Source organism: Actinopolymorpha rutila (genome assembly GCF_013407855.1).
GTDB classification, from domain to species: domain Bacteria; phylum Actinomycetota; class Actinomycetes; order Propionibacteriales; family Actinopolymorphaceae; genus Actinopolymorpha; species Actinopolymorpha rutila.
This window is the reverse complement of record NZ_JACBZH010000001.1, coordinates 1,902,389-1,918,620: the sequence shown is the minus strand read 5'-3', so window position 1 is coordinate 1,918,620 and position 16,232 is coordinate 1,902,389. Positions and strand designations below refer to the sequence as shown.

The 16,232-nt window shown below is 70.9% G+C and carries 15 protein-coding genes; 5 read left to right on the top strand and 10 right to left on the bottom strand.

The features are described 5' to 3' along the window. The first annotated feature begins 5 nt into the window (after positions 1 to 5). Together F4554_RS08580 and F4554_RS08575 are read left to right on the top strand one after the other, a co-directional pair. Positions 6 to 362, top strand: coding sequence for a VOC family protein (locus F4554_RS08580; protein WP_179786900.1), 357 nt, complete (start codon positions 6 to 8; stop codon positions 360 to 362). Positions 363 to 413: 51 nt separating this feature from the next. After that, positions 414 to 767, top strand: a complete 354-nt coding sequence (locus F4554_RS08575) for a hypothetical protein (protein WP_238341243.1) — start codon at positions 414 to 416, stop codon at positions 765 to 767. Between the two features lie 10 nt (positions 768 to 777). Here the strand turns inward: F4554_RS08575 and F4554_RS08570 are convergent, their stop codons facing one another. From F4554_RS08570 to F4554_RS08535, 8 genes are all read right to left on the bottom strand, one after another. Next, the gene (locus F4554_RS08570) at positions 778 to 2,238 is read right to left on the bottom strand and encodes an FGGY-family carbohydrate kinase (protein ID WP_179786899.1); all 1,461 of its coding nucleotides are present in this window, start codon (positions 2,236 to 2,238) and stop codon (positions 778 to 780) included. 95 nt (positions 2,239 to 2,333) lie between these two features. Continuing rightward, a complete protein-coding gene (locus F4554_RS08565) occupies positions 2,334 to 4,064 on the bottom strand; it encodes a coenzyme B12-dependent isobutyryl-CoA mutase large subunit (RefSeq protein WP_179786898.1) in 1,731 nt (576 codons plus the stop codon). 139 nt (positions 4,065 to 4,203) lie between these two features. Continuing rightward, positions 4,204 to 4,719 carry a MarR family winged helix-turn-helix transcriptional regulator gene (locus tag F4554_RS08560; protein WP_179786897.1) on the bottom strand — a complete coding sequence of 172 codons (516 nt, stop codon included), beginning with the start codon at positions 4,717 to 4,719 and terminating at the stop codon, positions 4,204 to 4,206. Positions 4,720 to 4,829: 110 nt separating this feature from the next. After that, entirely contained in the window at positions 4,830 to 5,879 is a 1,050-nt protein-coding gene (locus F4554_RS08555; protein ID WP_179786896.1) for a phosphatase PAP2 family protein, read from the bottom strand. Positions 5,880 to 6,308: 429 nt separating this feature from the next. Next, positions 6,309 to 6,956, bottom strand: a complete 648-nt coding sequence (locus tag F4554_RS08550) for a PH domain-containing protein (protein WP_179786895.1) — start codon at positions 6,954 to 6,956, stop codon at positions 6,309 to 6,311. After that, a complete protein-coding gene (locus tag F4554_RS08545) occupies positions 6,953 to 7,120 on the bottom strand; it encodes a hypothetical protein (protein WP_175542733.1) in 168 nt (55 codons plus the stop codon). The genes F4554_RS08550 and F4554_RS08545 overlap by 4 nt, the downstream gene beginning before the upstream one ends. A 166-nt stretch (positions 7,121 to 7,286) precedes the next feature. After that, complete coding sequence (meaB, locus tag F4554_RS08540) at positions 7,287 to 8,360, bottom strand: methylmalonyl Co-A mutase-associated GTPase MeaB (RefSeq protein ID WP_179786894.1); 1,074 nt, start codon at positions 8,358 to 8,360, stop codon at positions 7,287 to 7,289. Beyond that, on the bottom strand, positions 8,357 to 9,547 hold the full coding sequence (locus F4554_RS08535) for an acetyl-CoA C-acyltransferase (RefSeq protein ID WP_179786893.1): 1,191 nt from the start codon (positions 9,545 to 9,547) through the stop codon (positions 8,357 to 8,359). The genes meaB and F4554_RS08535 overlap by 4 nt, the downstream gene beginning before the upstream one ends. Positions 9,548 to 9,637: 90 nt before the next feature. Here F4554_RS08535 and mce point away from each other — a divergent pair, with 90 nt between their 5' ends. The 3 genes from mce (at position 9,638) to F4554_RS08520 (ending at position 13,711) form a co-directional block, all read left to right on the top strand. Next, positions 9,638 to 10,192, top strand: coding sequence for a methylmalonyl-CoA epimerase (mce, locus tag F4554_RS08530; protein WP_179786892.1), 555 nt, complete (start codon positions 9,638 to 9,640; stop codon positions 10,190 to 10,192). Positions 10,193 to 10,620: 428 nt separating this feature from the next. Beyond that, entirely contained in the window at positions 10,621 to 12,114 is a 1,494-nt protein-coding gene (locus tag F4554_RS08525; RefSeq protein WP_179786891.1) for a DivIVA domain-containing protein, read from the top strand. Between the two features lie 172 nt (positions 12,115 to 12,286). After that, complete coding sequence (locus tag F4554_RS08520) at positions 12,287 to 13,711, top strand: AI-2E family transporter (protein WP_179786890.1); 1,425 nt, start codon at positions 12,287 to 12,289, stop codon at positions 13,709 to 13,711. Positions 13,712 to 14,051: 340 nt separating this feature from the next. Here F4554_RS08520 and F4554_RS08515 read toward each other — a convergent pair whose 3' ends face one another. After that, complete coding sequence (locus tag F4554_RS08515; protein WP_179786889.1) at positions 14,052 to 14,837, bottom strand: ThuA domain-containing protein; 786 nt, start codon at positions 14,835 to 14,837, stop codon at positions 14,052 to 14,054. Positions 14,838 to 14,940: 103 nt separating this feature from the next. After that, a complete protein-coding gene (locus F4554_RS08510; RefSeq protein WP_179786888.1) occupies positions 14,941 to 16,071 on the bottom strand; it encodes a Gfo/Idh/MocA family protein in 1,131 nt (376 codons plus the stop codon). Positions 16,072 to 16,232 lie beyond the last annotated feature (161 nt).

The following is a 16,232-nucleotide window of genomic DNA, read 5'->3' as shown; positions in this document are numbered from 1 at the left end:
AGGCCATGGCTATCGCACGTTTCCCAAGCTTCGTCATCGACTGCCCCGACCCGAGCGCCCTCGCCACCTTCTACGGCAAGCTGCTGGACTGGAAGGTCGACATCTCGGCCGACTGGGCCGAGATCCGCGCCGACTACGGCCAGTGCATCTCGTTCCAGCAGGTCGAGGCATACACCCCGCCGGTGTGGCCCGCGCAGGAGGTGCCCCAGCAGATGCACCTCGACGTGATCGTCGACGACCTCGACTCCGCCGAGACAGCCGTCCTCGGTCTCGGCGCCACCAAGCACGACCACCAGCCCGGCACGACCTTCCGGGTGTTCCTCGACCCGGCCGGGCACCCGTTCTGCCTCTGCGTGAGCTGAACCCCCGGTCAGGCCCCACGCGAGGCGTCGCACCCGTGCGAACATGCCTCCATGAGCGGTGACGTCAACAAGGACATGGACAGGGTCGCCGACAGGGACCTCGACATGGACCTCGACAGGGACCTCGACATCGAGGTGAGTGCTCTGGCGATCAACGTCACCGTCCCGGAAGCACTGCGCTGGACGGACACCCGACGCGGTGAGGAGTTCACGCTGACCACTCTCAACGTGCGGCTCCTCCCCAGCGGGCACCTCGCCGCGAAGGCCTACGGTCGCCCCACCGCCGGTGGCCGGGGCAACTACGTGTCGTTCTCCGTCCCTGACCGGCCGGAGCTGGCGAAGCTGGTCGCTGAGGCCGCCCACCGCGCCGGTGCGATGTGGGCCGCGCACCAGGGCCTTCGCTGACCAACCCGCCCTATCTCCAGCGGCGGGACCTGAGTTCGTCCAGCCAGCGGCCGTACGCCTCGTCGAACCGTCCGACCGCCTGCGGCCGGGGTGCATGGCGCACGCGTTCGCGCACCATCGCCGCGGCCGCGTCGGCAAGCGAGCCGTGCGCCGGCGAGGCCGCGACGACTGCCATCCCGAACGCGCCGTCGGTCACCTCCGGCACCACGATCTCCCGGTCGAGAACGTCCGCGTGCAATCTCGGCCAGTACGAACTCCGCGCGCCGCCGCCGGTCAGCGTCACCACCGGGCCGACCGACGCACCCAGCCGCTGCACGTGTTCCAGGCACAGCCGCTCCACGAACGCCACGCCCTGCAGGTAGGCCGCGTGGCGTTCCGCCGGACCCGACGGATCGCCGGTCAGGAAACCGATCGCGTCCGGCCGGGTGATCGGGAAGCGTTCTCCCTTGCCCACCAGGGGATACGCCAGCGCGCTCGCCGGCTCGAACGCCTCCGCGGCGGCGTCCAGCGCCTCGAGGTCGGCGTCGGGAAACTCCCGCGCCAGCACTCCCGCGCCGGCACTGGACGCACCACCCGGCCACCAGCCGCCGTCCGGGCTGCGATGGGAGTAGACCGCGCCGCTCGGGTCGTGCACCGGCTCGGTGGTCGTACCCTTGAGGACCAGCGTCGTACCCAGCACGAAGTTCCACGCACCCGGGTACAGCGCACCCGACGCGACCTGGGCCGCGCACCCGTCGGTGAGGCCGGCGAGGATCAGCGTTCCCGCGGGGATGCCGGTGAGTTCGGCCGCCCGCGCGCCCACCTCGCCGATCGGCGCTCCGGGCGCCACCACAGCGGGAAGCCGCTTGGCGGGCAGCCCGTGCCGGTCGAGCACGTCGTGCGGCCAGTCGGTACGCACCAGGTCGACGCCGCTCTTCAGTGCGTGGCTCCAGTCGGTGGCAGCGGCCGTACCGGCCAGCCGGGCGGTCACCACGTCGGCCTGGTGGGCCAGTCGTGCGGACTCCGGCACGTCGTACTCCGCCAGCAACCACAGCGCCTTCGCCAGCCCCCACGACGCCTGCGGACGCGCACCCGCCGCTGCCCATCCCGGGGCCGGGTCGGCGGCGAGCCGGGCGGCCTGCTCAGCGGCTCGCCCGTCGTCGTACATCAGCGCGGGAGTCACCGGGCGGGCGGGCTCGCCGGGCACGTCCTCGACGAACAGCACCGTCCCGGACGTACTGCACACCGCCAGGCCCTCCACCGGCCTGCCGGCGAGCTGCCCGGTCACCTCGCCCGCGGCACGCACGAACGCCGACCACCACTCCTGCGGGTCCTGTTCGTGACGCACGCCGTCGCGGGTGCTGCGCAGCGGCGCGGTCGCCTTCGCCACCACCGACCCGGTGGCCGTCGTGGCCACCACCCGAACGCCCTGGGTACCGAGGTCGACGCCGAGCCACACCGGCTCGCGCGGGCTACCACCGAGATCGGTCATGGCTCCATCACACCGACGCGCGGGTGCCCCGTCAAACCCGACCAGGCTCGTCGCGGCCGGTCATCGACACGACCGTCCGCGGCCGGCCCGGTCGGTCAGAACCGCGCCGGCTCGCGGTAGTCGCCCCACTCGTCCTTGAGTACGCCGCAGATCTCGCCCAGCGTCGCCTCCGCCCGGGCGGCGGCCAGGATCACCGGCACCATGTTCTGTTCGGTACGGGCAACCTCGGCCAGCTTCCGCAGCGCGGCGTCAACCTCGGCTTGCGAACGGGAGCGCCTGCGTTCGCCGAGCACGCGACACTGTTCGGCCTCGACCTCGTGGCTCACCCGGAGAATCTCCACAGGTCCGCTGACCGTGCTGGTGTGCGCGTTGACCCCGACGATCTTCTTCTCACCGCGCTCCAGCGCCTGTTGGTAGTCGAACGCCGCCTCGGCGATCTCCCCGGTGAAGTACCCGTCGTCGATGCCGCGCAGCAGCCCCGCCGTGATGGTGCCGTCGTCGCTCAGCTCCCTGATCCGGGCGAACACCTCCTCCGCCTCGGCCTCCATCCGGTCCGTCAGCGCCTCGACGTACCACGAACCGCCCAACGGGTCGGCGACGTTGGCCACGCCGGTCTCCTCCAGCAGCACCTGCTGAGTGCGCAGCGCCACCTCCGCGGACTGCTCCGACGGCAGCGCGAGCGTCTCGTCGAACGCGTTCGTGTGCAGGGAGTTCGTCCCGCCGAGCACGGCCGCGAGTGCCTCCACCGCGGTCCGGACGACGTTGTTGTACGGCTGCTGGGCGGTGAGCGAGACACCGGCGGTCTGGGTGTGGAACCGCAACCACGCCGCCCGGTCGGTCTTCGCGCCGTACACCTCCCGCATCCACCGCGCCCAGATCCGCCGGGCCGCGCGGAACTTCGCGATCTCCTCGAAGAAGTCCACGTGGCTGTCGAAGAAGAACGACAGACCGGGCGCGAACACGTCGACGTCCAGCCCCCGCGACAGGCCCAGCTCGACGTAGGCGAACCCGTCCGCCAGGGTGTACGCCAGCTCCTGCGCGGCGGTCGAACCGGCCTCACGGATGTGGTAGCCGGACACCGACAGGGGCTTGTACGCCGGAATCTCCTTGGAGCAGAACTCCATCAGGTCGCCGATCAGCCGCAGGTGTGGCTGCGGCGCGAACAGCCACTCCTTCTGCGCGATGTACTCCTTGAAGATGTCGGTCTGCAGCGTGCCGTTGAGGGTGGAGATGTCCACGCCCTGTCGCTCGGCGGCGACGAGGTACATGCAGAAGATCGGGATGGCCGGGCCGGAGATGGTCATCGACGTGGTGACCTCGCCCAGCGGAATGCCCTCGAACAGCACGTCCATGTCGGCGGCGGAGTCGATCGCCACGCCGCAGTGCCCTACCTCGCCGAGCGAGCGCGGTTCGTCGGAGTCGCGGCCCATCAGCGTCGGCATGTCGAACGCCACGGACAGTCCCCCACCTCCGGCGGCGAGGATCATGCGGTAGCGCTCGTTGGTCTGCCTGGCGTTGCCGAAGCCGGCGAACTGCCGGATGGTCCAGGTGCGCCCGCGGTAGCCGGTGGCATACAGGCCGCGGGTGAAGGGGTACTCACCAGGCCAGCCGATCCGCTCGAACCGCGGCTCGTCCGTGTCCGGCGGCGGGCCGTAGACCGGGTCCACCTCCATCCCGGACACTGTCGTACGGCGTGCCCGGTCCTGCCGGTCGCGCGTTTCGCCGCCCTCGCCCGGCTTGCCCTCGCCCGGTTTGGCCTGCCCGGCCGCTGCGTCGTAACGCTGCTGCCAGCGGCGCCGGCCCGCCTCGATGTCTTCGGCCCGCATAGGTCCTCCCGACTGACGTGGCCGCCCTCGTGAGGCGCCACTGCCACGATAGTAGGATGTCCAACTATCCGCAGCCGGTAGGGGGTTCGGAAGGTTTCGTCCCCTCAGGCGGGGCCTTTCCCAGGACCCGTTCGAGGGGTCAGGTGAGGAAGTCGCCGGCCTCGCGGCGCACCCGCGTGAGCAGTTCGTGCACGGTGGCGAGGCTGTCGTCGTCGAGCGCGTCGAACCCGAACCTCATCCCCACCAGGTCCTTGGTGGTCGCCTTGACCACGTCGCGCCCCTCGTCGGTCACCTCGGCCAGCACGCCGCGGCCGTCCTCCGGGTGAGGCGTACGCCGGACCAGTCCGTCACGTTCGAGCCGCCGCACGATCGAGGTCACCGAGGTGGGGTGCACCTGGAGTCGTTCGCCCATCTTCCCCAGCGGCAGGGCGCCGGTACGGGTGAAGGTCAGCAGCACCAACGCCTCATACCTCGCGAAGGTCAGGTCGTAGCGCCTCAGGATCTCGTCCAGCCGGGAGAGCACGATCTGCTGCACCCGCATCAGGGAGGTGACCGCCCGCATCGGCTCGACAGCCGCGTCCGCTCCGAAGTGGTGTGCCCACTGGCGTGCCGCCTCCTGGACGGGGTCGAACGGTAGGGGCCGCCTCTTCGCCATGAAAAGGAACGTAACAGGCGAGGCGGAGGTGCCCAGGAACCGGTCCGGACCTGAGCCACCGATCGGGCACGCTCCGGGGGCGGGCCAGCCCAGTTGCTCGGATCCACGCCCTAGTCGGGCCGGGCCGTACTGGAGGTCCCGGCTTCTGCGGGGTCGGTGCGCTCGCCGGGTCGAACATCCGGCCGGGCGTCCGTTCGCACACCGGCGCGGGCATCGGGTCGCGCACCAGCTCGGGGGTCACGGCGGGCATCCGGCCGCGCAGCAGGCCGGCCATCGGACAGGCGCGGATCGGTGCTGCCGGCATGCACCCGCTGTGCGACCGCCTTCGCGGGAGGGACGACCCGCGGCCGGATCAGCCCGACCGCCCACTCGACGGCCACCCAGGTCGGGCCTGCCAGCCGGCGTAGCCATCGACGCACTTCGTTCCAGTGCAGGTCGGCCAGCAACGACACCTGCAGCACCGCGCCGCCGACCATCGTGCCGGCGATCAGGTCGCTGAACCAGTGCGTGTGCCGGTAGACCGAGATCACCGTCATCAGCACCTCTGCCGCCGCGACCAGGCCGATCAGCAGCCATCGCCGGCGCGTACTGACGTTGCCGTACCGCACGAGCAGCGCCACGACCAGCCCGTAGACGAAGATCACGTTGGCGGTGTGGCCGGACGGAAAGAGCACGTTGTCACCGGTGAACAACGCCGGCCCGCCGGTACGCGGACTCTCCCGGCCGCTGGCGAGCTTGATGACGCCGATCGTGAAGTTCAGCCCGAGGGTGGCACCCACAGCGATGACCAGCGGGCGGATGCTGCGGATGCGGCGACTGAGGTAGTACGCGACGCCGAACAACAGCGGCAGACAGATGAGCCGCTGGCCGATCCGGTCGACCGCATCGGCGTAGCCGTACTCGTACGGTCCCTTGAACTTCCAGATGTGGGCGATGACCTCGTCCAGCCGGAGCAGGGGCCCGCCGCTCGCAAGGTCGAGCAGGATGGCCACGACGCCGACGAGCAGCAGTGCCGCCAGCACCGGAAAACGCAGAACCGGGCGGGCGGTCTCGTCGGTGTGGGACGGGGTGGTGGTGAGCTCGGCGTCCGGAGACTCCTCGCGACTCTGCACGTCGCGGCGGGTCTCGTCTCGGTGCGGCTCGGAGACTCGGCCATGCATTGACCAGCCGGCTCCTCTCGGTGCGGGTGGATATCGGCGGGAACTGGTGGTGACGTGCCGATACCCAAGTGCCATGTGGCACCCAGTCAGTCAACCCTGACGATAGACGAGTGGTGACGGATGGTGGTTCCGCCGCGAGTGTTGACCACTGAGCGTTATCTCATCATTCATCCACCCGTCGCGATGACCTCGCGAGCATACCCACAACAGCTGGGAGTGGCCGGACTGGTGAGCTCGGGAACGGAGGGCGCATGAGCGGCCACACCGGAGGATTTCAGCAGCCGGAACGAAGTCCGGAACGAAGACGAACGAAGTCCGAAACGAGATCCGGAACGAAGCCGGAGCGGGGCCAGAGACGGCGCCCGAGGAGGGTCGGAGGGCCGACGGGAGCCGGCGCGGCGTTCGGTCGGCGGAACGCCGGCGCGGCCCTCAGCGCGGGAACCGGCGCGCGGTGGGCGGGCCGGGACGGCGCGGATGGTTGGCGCGGGGCCGGGCGCCAGCCGGTGCCTTCACGATCGTCGAGCTCGATCCGTCGCCCTCGTCGTCCTTGGCCGTGGCTCGCAGACCGGAACGCTGCAGCAGCCGCTGGATCGTGAGGTCTCGCTGGTCGGGTTTGCCGACGAACTTGATGATGCGCAGGCCCTGCTCCTGCGCGGCGTTCTCGAAGATGAAGTGCCCGTAACCGAGGATTCGGCCGACGAACGGCTTGTCCACGGTGATGTCGAGGATCCGCATGATGGGAGTCGTGGCGATCTTCTTGGTCATGACCCCGCTCACCCGGAACACCCGCATGTTGGTGATGACGAATCTGTCCATGTGTTCGATCAACGCCCGAGCGCCCGCGTGAGCGAGCAGGACGAGCGCAGCGATGAACGGCACCCATGCCAGGTTGACGGGGAGGTTGATCATGGCCCCCAGCAACAGCAACGCGCCGACACACTCGAGTACCGGAATGATGAAGACCACCCAGTGGTGGCGTACCTCATCGACGACCACCTCGCCCTCGTCGGCGAGAAGGTGCCGCACGATCTTCGGGTCAGCAAAGCTGCGCCTGACCCATCGAACGGGTCCGGTCACGCGAACACGGAACTGAGGAACTGGATGAGGGCCTGGAAGCCCTGTCCAATCAAGGCGCCCGCCCCGCGGACGGCGCCGGCGGCGTTCTCCGGCCTGGTGACCAGATAGAACGCGGCAAAGGCGATCACAAGCCAGGTGACCACTTTCTTAGTACCGGCTGTCACGACCGTACTCCTCCCTCGTGGGGGCTCCCCTGCGGCCTTCGCGTGTTGTAGCCCAGCATGAACTCTAAGTGGTTTCGACCGGAAGGCAAATGGGGCACGGCACACTCGTCCACACCGCGGGCTCAGACGGCCAAAAGGTCTGACCAAACGGGCATCGCGGACGATGCTAGCGAGATCTTGCCGCCGTGGCACCCCCGTTGGGGTCACCGATCTTGGACGGCTGGTCACCGAGCATCTGGCCGACCAGCTCGTCGGCCGCTCGGTACGGATCGAGATCGCCTTCGGCGACGCGGGCGGCCACGGCGTCCAGGCGGTGGTCGCGGGGCAGCCGGTCAAGGCGGGTACGCAGGTCGACCAGCGCCAGCGCCTCGACCTCCGCGCGGGCCCGCCGGACCCGGCGGCGGGCGAGTTCGCCGGTGTCCACGCCGTACGCGTGGTGCCGGTCGACCGCCTCCACCACGGCGTCCACCCCCTCGCCGGTCGTCGCGACGCTCAACACGATCGGCGGCCTCCAAGCACCGTCGGGCCAGGATCCCAGCGCGAGCATGTTGCGCAGGTCGCGGCGAACGCGGTCGGCGCCCTCCCGGTCTGCCTTGTTGACGACGTAGACGTCACCGACCTCCAGCAGTCCTGCCTTGGCCACCTGCACGGCGTCGCCCATGCCGGGCGAGAGGAGGACGAGCGTGGTGTCGGCGAGCCCGGCGACCTCGACCTCGGACTGGCCCACCCCCACCGTCTCCACCAGGATCACCGCGCAACCGGCCGCGTCGAGGACGCGAACCGCCTGCGGTGTGGCCCAGGCCAGTCCGCCGAGGTGTCCTCGGGTGGCCATCGAACGGATGAAGACCTCGGGGTCGGTAGCGTGGTCCTGCATCCGGACCCGGTCGCCCAGCAGCGCTCCCCCGGAGAACGGCGACGTCGGATCGACTGCCAGGACACCCACGCGCAGACCCTGCCGGCGGTAGGCGGCCACGAGGGCGGAGGTGCAGGTCGACTTGCCGACCCCCGGCGCGCCGGTGATGCCGACGACCCGGGCCTGCCCGGCGTACGGCGCGAGCGTGGCCGCCACCTCGCGCAGTGCGGGCGAGGCGTCCTCCACCAGGGAGATCAGCCGGCCGACCGCCCGCGGGTCACCTGCCCGTGCGCCCTCGACCAGATCTGGGACCGAACGCCGGCGCCGGCCGGTCGCACGGTGCCCGGCTGCCCCGCCGGCCTCGGCCTTCGGGGCGGGCTCGCTCACCGGGGTCCGCCGCCGGCCCGGACGACCAGCGCGTCACCCTGACCACCGCCGCCGCACAGGGCGGCCGCGCCGACACCGCCGCCACGGCGGTCGAGCTCCAGCGCGAGGTGCAGGACGAGCCGGGCGCCCGACATGCCGAGCGGGTGGCCGAGCGCGATCGCCCCGCCGTGCACGTTGACGCGTTCCTCGTCGACCCCGAGCTCGCGCACCGAGTGCACCGCGACCGCCGCGAACGCCTCGTTGATCTCGATCAGGTCCAGGTCGGCGGGAGTGATTCCCTCCTTGGCGCACGCGGACCGGATCGCCGCGGCGGGCTGGGAGTGCAGCGAGGAGTCCGGCCCGGCCACGGTGCCGTGCGCACCGATCTCGGCGATCCAGCTGAGTCCCAGGCGCTCGGCCACCGCCTTGCTGGCCACGACGACCGCGCAGGCACCGTCGGAGATCGGGGAGGAGGAACCGGCCGTGATCGACCCCTCGGGGGTGAACGCCGGGGAGAGCCCGGCCAGCCGGTCGGCCGTGGTGTCCGGGCGGATGCCCTCGTCGGCGGTGACCACCAGCGGCTCGCCCCTGCGCTGGGGCACCTCGATCGGGGCGATCTCCGCTTCGAAGATGCCGTCCTTCGCGGCGGCCGCGGCCCGCTGGTGGGAGCGCGCAGCGAACGCGTCCTGCTCCTCCCGCGTCAGCCCCAGCTCGGCGTTGCGCCGGTCGGTCAGGACGCCCATGGGTGCCTCGGTGTAGACGTCCCACAACCCGTCGTGCTCCATCGAGTCGAGGAGCTGGGCGTTGCCGTACTTCACTCCGGTACGTGAGCGCGGCAGCACGTGGGGAGCGTTCGTCATCGACTCCATGCCGCCGGCCACCACGATGTCGAACTCGCCGAGCCGGATGAGCTGGTCGGCGAGCGCGATCGCGTCCAGCCCGGACAGGCACACCTTGTTGACCGTGATCGCCGGGACGGTCATCGGGACGCCGGCCTTCACTGCGGCCTGGCGGGCGGTCAGCTGACCGCCGCCGGCCTGCAGCACGTGGCCCATCACGACGTACTGCACCTGGTCCGGTGACACGCCGGACCGGTCGAGAGCCGCCTTGATCGCGATCCCGCCGAGGTCGACGGCGGAGAAGTCCCTGAGCGAGCCGAGCAGGCGCCCCATCGGGGTGCGCGCGCCGCTGACGATGACGGTTTCCACGACCCCACCCTACGCGGGCGAGGTCTGCTCGTCCCGGTTCGTCGGCGGGCCTGGGACCGGCCGGACCCTCGATGGCGGAGGATGGGACACATGCCCGACGAGACCTCCGCTCCGCGGCCGGCTTCCCCGCCGGTCCCCCCGCTGTTCGGCTCGATCGACCACGTGGGCGTCGCCGTCCGCGACCTGGACGCGGCGATCTCGTGGTACGAACAGACGTTCGGAATGCGGCTGGTGCACATCGAGACCAACGAGGAACAAGGCGTACGCGAGGCGATGCTCGACGTGGGCACTTCCGGCCCCCAGCTCCAGCTGATCGCTCCCCTGAGCGACGACTCCCCCGTGGGCCGCTTCCTCGCCTCCCGCGGCGAGGGCCTCCACCAGGTGGCCTACGCCGTGGACGACGTGGCGGAGGCCGCAGCGACACTGCGGTCACGCGGAGTGGAGCTTCTGTACGACGAGCCGCGGCGGGGCACCGCGGGGACGCGGGTCAACTTCATCCATCCGAAGGCGGCCGGCGGCTTCCTCGTCGAGCTCGTCCAGGCGGCACCGGACAGTGCCTACGGCGATTCCGAGTCGGCCCATGAGCGGGCCCAGGAGCCGGCCCGGGAGCGGGACCAGGAGTCCGGCCGGCAACCGGACCGGTAGGCAACCCGGAGCCGGGCAGGGGTCGGTCCATAAGGGATCCCGGGCTCCGCGGCGTGGTGGCGCGACCGAATCCTTAACAGTTCCGGAGAAATCTGAGAATCCTGGGGACAGGCATCCACGGGGGCACGGTCGCGTGCCAAGGTTGTGGAGGTGCCCTGCTCGCGGCGCCCATGGCGCGGTCGAGGGGTTCACCGGGCGGAGCTGCTGATCGGGGCTGGACCGGACAGGGCTGGACGGGGCCGAACGGAGGTCGTGGCGCGGATCGTGTCGTGCGTTGTGATGGCCTGTCCCCGGTGGCTGGCACCCTGGGTCACCCGGCTAAGGTTCGTCGCCGCACCGACCGGCACCGGTCGGTGGTCACGTCGTAGCGGGTGTCTGCCGGGCCGGGCACCATAGGGGGAGTTCCACCGACGCTGTGAGGAGCGCAGATGTCTGAGCCGGACGAAGGCCTTTCCCTGCTGGAGAATGGTCGCAAGGTCGGCACGTTCACCACCGTCCTCCTCGGTTACGACCGGCAGGAAGTCGACCAGGTGGTCGAGCAGCTCGACTCCGCCCTGGACGAACGCGACCGGACCGTCGGTGACCTCCAACGAGATCTCGCGCTGACCAGACGTGCCCTCGAGGACGCCGGTGAGCCCACCTGGGCCAAGCTCGGGCGGCGGGCGCAGGAGATTCTGCGGCTGTCCGAGGAGCAGGCCCTCGACGTGGAGAACCGCGCCGACGACGCCGCAGAAGACATCCGGGCCGATGCGCAGGCGGAGGCGCGGCGGCTCACCGACGACGCCGAGCGGGCGGCCTCGGAGCTGCGCCGGCGGGTGGCGGAGGAGACGGAGAAGATCCGCAACGCCTCCGACGAAGAGGCCGAGCGCATCATCAAGGCCGCACAGAAGCGGCGCGAGGAGATCCTCCGGCACGCCACCGACAACGCCAACCGCCAGTTGCGTGACCTCGACCACCAGCTCAAGACCCGTCGGCAGGGCACCGAGCACGAGGTGGCCGCCATGCTCGCCACCGCCGAGCGGGAGGTCACCGAGCTGCGTGGCCGCGCCGACCAGGAGGTGACCGAGCTCCGGTCGACCGCAGAGCGGGAGACGAAGGAACTCCGCACCACCGCCAGGCGGGAGGTCGCCGCGCTGCGGGCCACTGCCGAGCGGGAGGTCACCGAGCTGCGCACGACCGCCGAGCGGGAGGTCACCGAGCTGCGCACCACCGCGGAGCAGGAAGTGGCGGAGCTGCGGGCCACCGCCGAGCGGGAGACGACCGAGCTGCGGGCCACCGCCGAGCGGGAGACGACCGAGCTGCGCACCACCGCGGAGCAGGAGGTCGCCGAGCTCCGCTCGACCGCCGACCGGGAGGTGGCCGAGAAGCGTGCGACCGCCGAACGCGAGGTCGCCGAACGCCGCAACGCCGTCGCCGGGGTCCTGGAGCAGGCCCAGCGCGAGGCAGCGGCGGTGCACACCGCCGCCACCGCGGAGGCCCAGCGCAACACCAGCCACGCCGAGCAGGTGCTGCGGGACGCCGAGAAGCGCGCGCAGGACAGCGACCAGCGCACCGAGGAACGCCTGCGCGCCGCGAACGACCGGGTGGCCCAGGTGCTGGCCCGCTCCCGCCGCGAGGCCGAGCAGATCCGCAGGGAGGCGCGCGGCGAGTCCGAACGCACCGTGCGGGACGCGCAGGCCCGGGTGCAGGAGGAGACCACGGCGGCCGAGCGCCAGATCGCCAACCTCCACCGCCAGCGCGACGAGCTGATCGAGAGCCTCACCCGGCTCAAGGACAACGTCCACGTGATCTCCGGCGCCAACGTCCCCGACCAGCAGCGGCAGCCTCCGGTCGGCGCCGCCAGCGGGACGGCCTCGCAGGCAGGGGCAAGCACGCCTGACAGCAACCGGCCCGGCAACAGCGGGGCGTCGACCGAGTCCTGAGGTTCCGGTCCTGACGTTTCGGCGGTTCGCCCCGGCTCGGCGGCCGGACGCCGGGGAGCCCGCGCCGACCGGGCGCGGCGCGGCAGGTGCAAAGCCGGGACGGTCGTGAGAACCTGCACTGGCGTACGCCGGGAAGGACACACGTAGAGCCCCCGGCACGGTCGGAGGCGACATGGGTGAGCAGAACGCGCCGGGCGGGTCCCGGCCCGGAGCCGGCGACGGAGGCCAGGCGTCCGGGTCGCCGGGCTCGGCGGGGCGCGACCGCCCCGCACCGAACGGCGGCTCGGCGACGAACGGCGGGTCGGCACCGAACGGCGGCTCGACCTCGGCGCCCGGCTCGACCTCGGAGGCGGGCCGAGACCCCGGTAGCTCCGCGTCGACCGCCACCCTGTCCGCTGGTCCGGGTGCCGAAGCAGGCTCGGCGGAGAGGTCCGACCTAGGGGCGCGGTCCGGCAGCGGCGCCTCCGAACGACGCCAGGGCGGGCTCGGGCCGGACGCCTCGGCCGTGGACAGCGACGGCGACGGCGACGGCGACGACGGTCCGAGGTTCGGACGCCCGGGGCCACGGATCAGCCGGCGTTCACCGTTCTACCTCGGCTTCTTCGGCGCCCTCGGCGCCCTGCTGGCCTGGCAGCTGTTCAACCTGCTGGCCTCGGCCAGCAGTGTGCTCGTGCTGCTGGTGGTGTCCCTGTATCTCGCCGTCGGGCTCAATCCCGCGGTCGAGTGGTTCGTCCGCCGGCGGATCAGCCGGGGCGTCGCGGTCGCCCTGGTCTTCCTCTGCCTGGTGGTGGTCTTCGCCCTGATCGGCCTGGCGATCGTGCCGGTGGTGACCAAGCAGGTCACACTGTTGATCAACCAGGTGCCCGACTGGTTCACCACGTTGCGCAACAACCCCAACCTCCAGTCGCTGGACGACCAGTACCAGGTCACCAAGAAGGTCCAGGACTACATCACCAGCGGCGGACTGGCCGAGCGGTTGTTCGGCGGCGTGGTGGGTGCCAGCCGGATCGTGGCCAGCACGTTGTTCGGCGCGTTCACGATCCTGGTGCTCACGTTGTACTTCCTCGGCTCACTGCCGACCACGAAGACCGCTCTCTACAAGCTGGTCCCCCGCTCGCGCCGGGACCGCGTGACCATGCTGGGCGACGAGATCCTCGCCCGGGTCGGCAGCTACGTCGGCGGGCAGTTGGCGGTCGCGGCGATCGCGGCGTCCGCGTCGTTCGTCTTCTTCCTGATCGTGGGGCTGAGCGAGTACGCCCTCGCGCTGGCGATCGTGGTGGCCATCCTCGGCCTGATCCCGCTGATCGGCGGCGCCGTCTCGGCGGTGGTCGCCACCTCGGTCGGGCTGCTCACCGACGTGAAGATCGGGATCGCCTGCATCATCTACTACGTCATCTACCAGCAGATCGAGAACTACCTGATCTACCCCCGGATCATGCAGCGCTCGGTGAAGGTGCCCGGCACGGTGATCGTGGTCGCGGCCCTGGCCGGCGGGTCGCTGCTGGGCATCGTCGGCGCCCTGCTCGCCGTGCCCACCGCGGCCGCGATCCTGTTGCTCATCCGCGAGGTGCTCCACCCCCGCCTCGAGGAGGCCTAGGGCCTGCCCTAAGACCCGAGACGGCGAAGCTCCCCGGCATCTCGTTCGAGCCGGGGAGCTTCGCCGTTCGGTGCTTCCACGCCAAGAACCTCCCGACGCCAAGAACCTCCCGACGCCGAGAACCTTTCGACGCCGGGACCTTCCCGACGGCGAAGGAGGGACGTACGCCCGTAACGTCCCAGCGCCGGGAACCTTCCTACGCCGAGGACCTTCCACCGACAGGAAAGGTCCCGACGCCGGCAAGCTTCCGACGTCGGGACCTTCCTACTCCCGAAAACATCCCTACGCGGGGAACGTCCCTACGCAGTCAGAATCCCTGCGCCAGGATCCCCCAGCCCGGTCAGGACTGCGCGAGGCGCGGGTCCGCCGTCGGCAGGGTCTCGCCGGACTCGAACCAGCCGGTAGGGCGACGGGACACGAACGGAGTGATCCGCTCGGTACCGGTCGGGGCCGCCCAGCCGACCGCGTTGGCCAGCACCCGCTGGATGTCCGGGTGGTGATAGACGGGGTACTCCTGATCGCCGGGGCTGAAGTAGAACACCCGGCCACGGCCGCGGCGGTACGCACAGCCGCTGCGGAACACCTCGCCGCCGGAGAACGAGCTGATGAACACCAGCTCGTCCGGCTGCGGGATGTCGAAGTACTCGCCGTACATCTCCTGCGCCAGGATCAGGATGGGGTTCGGCACGCCTGCCGCGATCGGGTGGTCGGGCGCGACCGTCCAGACCATCTCCCGGTCGTTCTCGCTGCGCCAGTCCAGCGAGCAGGTGGTGCCCATCAGCTTGCGGAAGATCTTGGAGAAGTGGCCCGAGTGCAGGACCAGGATGCCCATACCGCCGAGCACCGCCTCGTGCACCCGGTCGACGACCTCGTCGGAGACCTCGCCGTGGGCGGCGTGGCCCCACCAGGTCAGCACGTCGGTCTGCGCGAGCACCTCTGCGCTCAGCCCGTGCTCGGGCTCCTGCAGGGTGGCGGTGCGAACGACGACGTCCTCACCGAGGTGCTTGGCGATACCGTCGGCGATCGCGCCGTGCATGCCGTCGGGGTAGATCTCCTTGACCGAGGCGTCCCGCTGCTCGTGGACGTTCTCGCCCCAGACTGTCACCCGGATCGGGGACAAGCTCATGTGTAACTCCCTGGTTGAGTCGGTTCGGAAAGCTCTGTACGGGCCAGGCGCTGAGGTGGCGGCGGCCCTGGTGTGACGCCGGCGAACGGGACGGACCCGTCGCTCAGGACTCCACCACCGGGACCTCGCGGCCCTCCAGCGACGACAGGTAGCAGGCGTCGATGATGCGCGCCCGCGCCAGGCCGTCGCGGCCGGCGTGCGCCGACCAGTCGCCGTTGCGGACGACACCGACGAAGTCGCGTACGACCGCCCGGTGGCCCTCGCCGCGGACGACCCGCGGACGGACCTCGGCGGGCGCCCCGGCCACGTCGGTGTAGATCCGGAGCGTGTCCTCGGAGGCGTAGTTCTCCACGCCGATCTCGGCGCCGCCGTCGGTGCCGTACAGCGACACACCGAAGTCGTCGCCGGGCTTGCGGAACGTCGCCCAGCTGGTCTCCAGCTGCAGGACGCCGCCGCCCTCCAGCCGCAGGAACGCGGTGGCGAGGTCCTCCACCTCGTACGCCGAACCCACCGTCTGCTTGGCGGCGTACTGCGAACCGCCCAGCCCGCGCGGGCCCAGCTCGGAGAACGTCGACGCGCTCGCGGACAGCACCCGCGGCTCGCCGAGGAGGTACAGCGCCATGTCCAGCATGTGCACACCGAGGTCGATGAGCGGCCCACCGCCGGCCATCTCCCGGTTGGTGAACCAGCTGCCCATGCCGGGGATGCCGTTGCGCCGCATCCAGTGGGCCTTGGCGTAGTAGACGCGGCCGAGCTGTCCGGCGTCGAGCTGCTGCTTGAGGATCGCGACGTCGCCGCGCTCGCGGTGGTTGAAGCACACCTTGAGGACGCGGTTGGCCTTGGTGGCCGCGTCGACGATGGTCTGCGCCTCCTCGCCGGAGCGGGCCAGCGGCTTCTCGCACAGGACGTGCTTGCCGGCCTCGAGGGCGGCGATCGAGATCGGCGCGTGCAGGTGCGTGGGGGTGGCCACGCTCACCGCGTCGATGTCGTCGCGCGCGATCAGGTCCTGCCAGCGCTCGTACAGGTAGGGAATGGAGTGTTCCTTGCCGAGCTCGGCGAGGCGGTCGGCCTCGAGCCCGGCGAGGGCGACGACCTCGACGTCTGGCAGAGCGAGGTAGCCCTTGAGGGCGGCCTGCCCGGCGAAGCCGAGGCCGACGACGCCGACGCGAAGGGGACGGGAAGGATCGGGCTGCCCGGCGGCCGGAGGCTGCGCCGGATTCGAATTGGTGCTCATCGCCGCCCAGTTTATGGAGTGGACCTGTATGCCCCGAAGGCTCGAAGTCGGGGACAGGTTGGCCAAACCCGGCCAGCCTGCAGGCAGGGTCGAGAGTTGTGCTCCATGATCGGGTCCGACTGTGTCAGTACGGCGACACGGCGGAGCCGCCGCGCCGAATT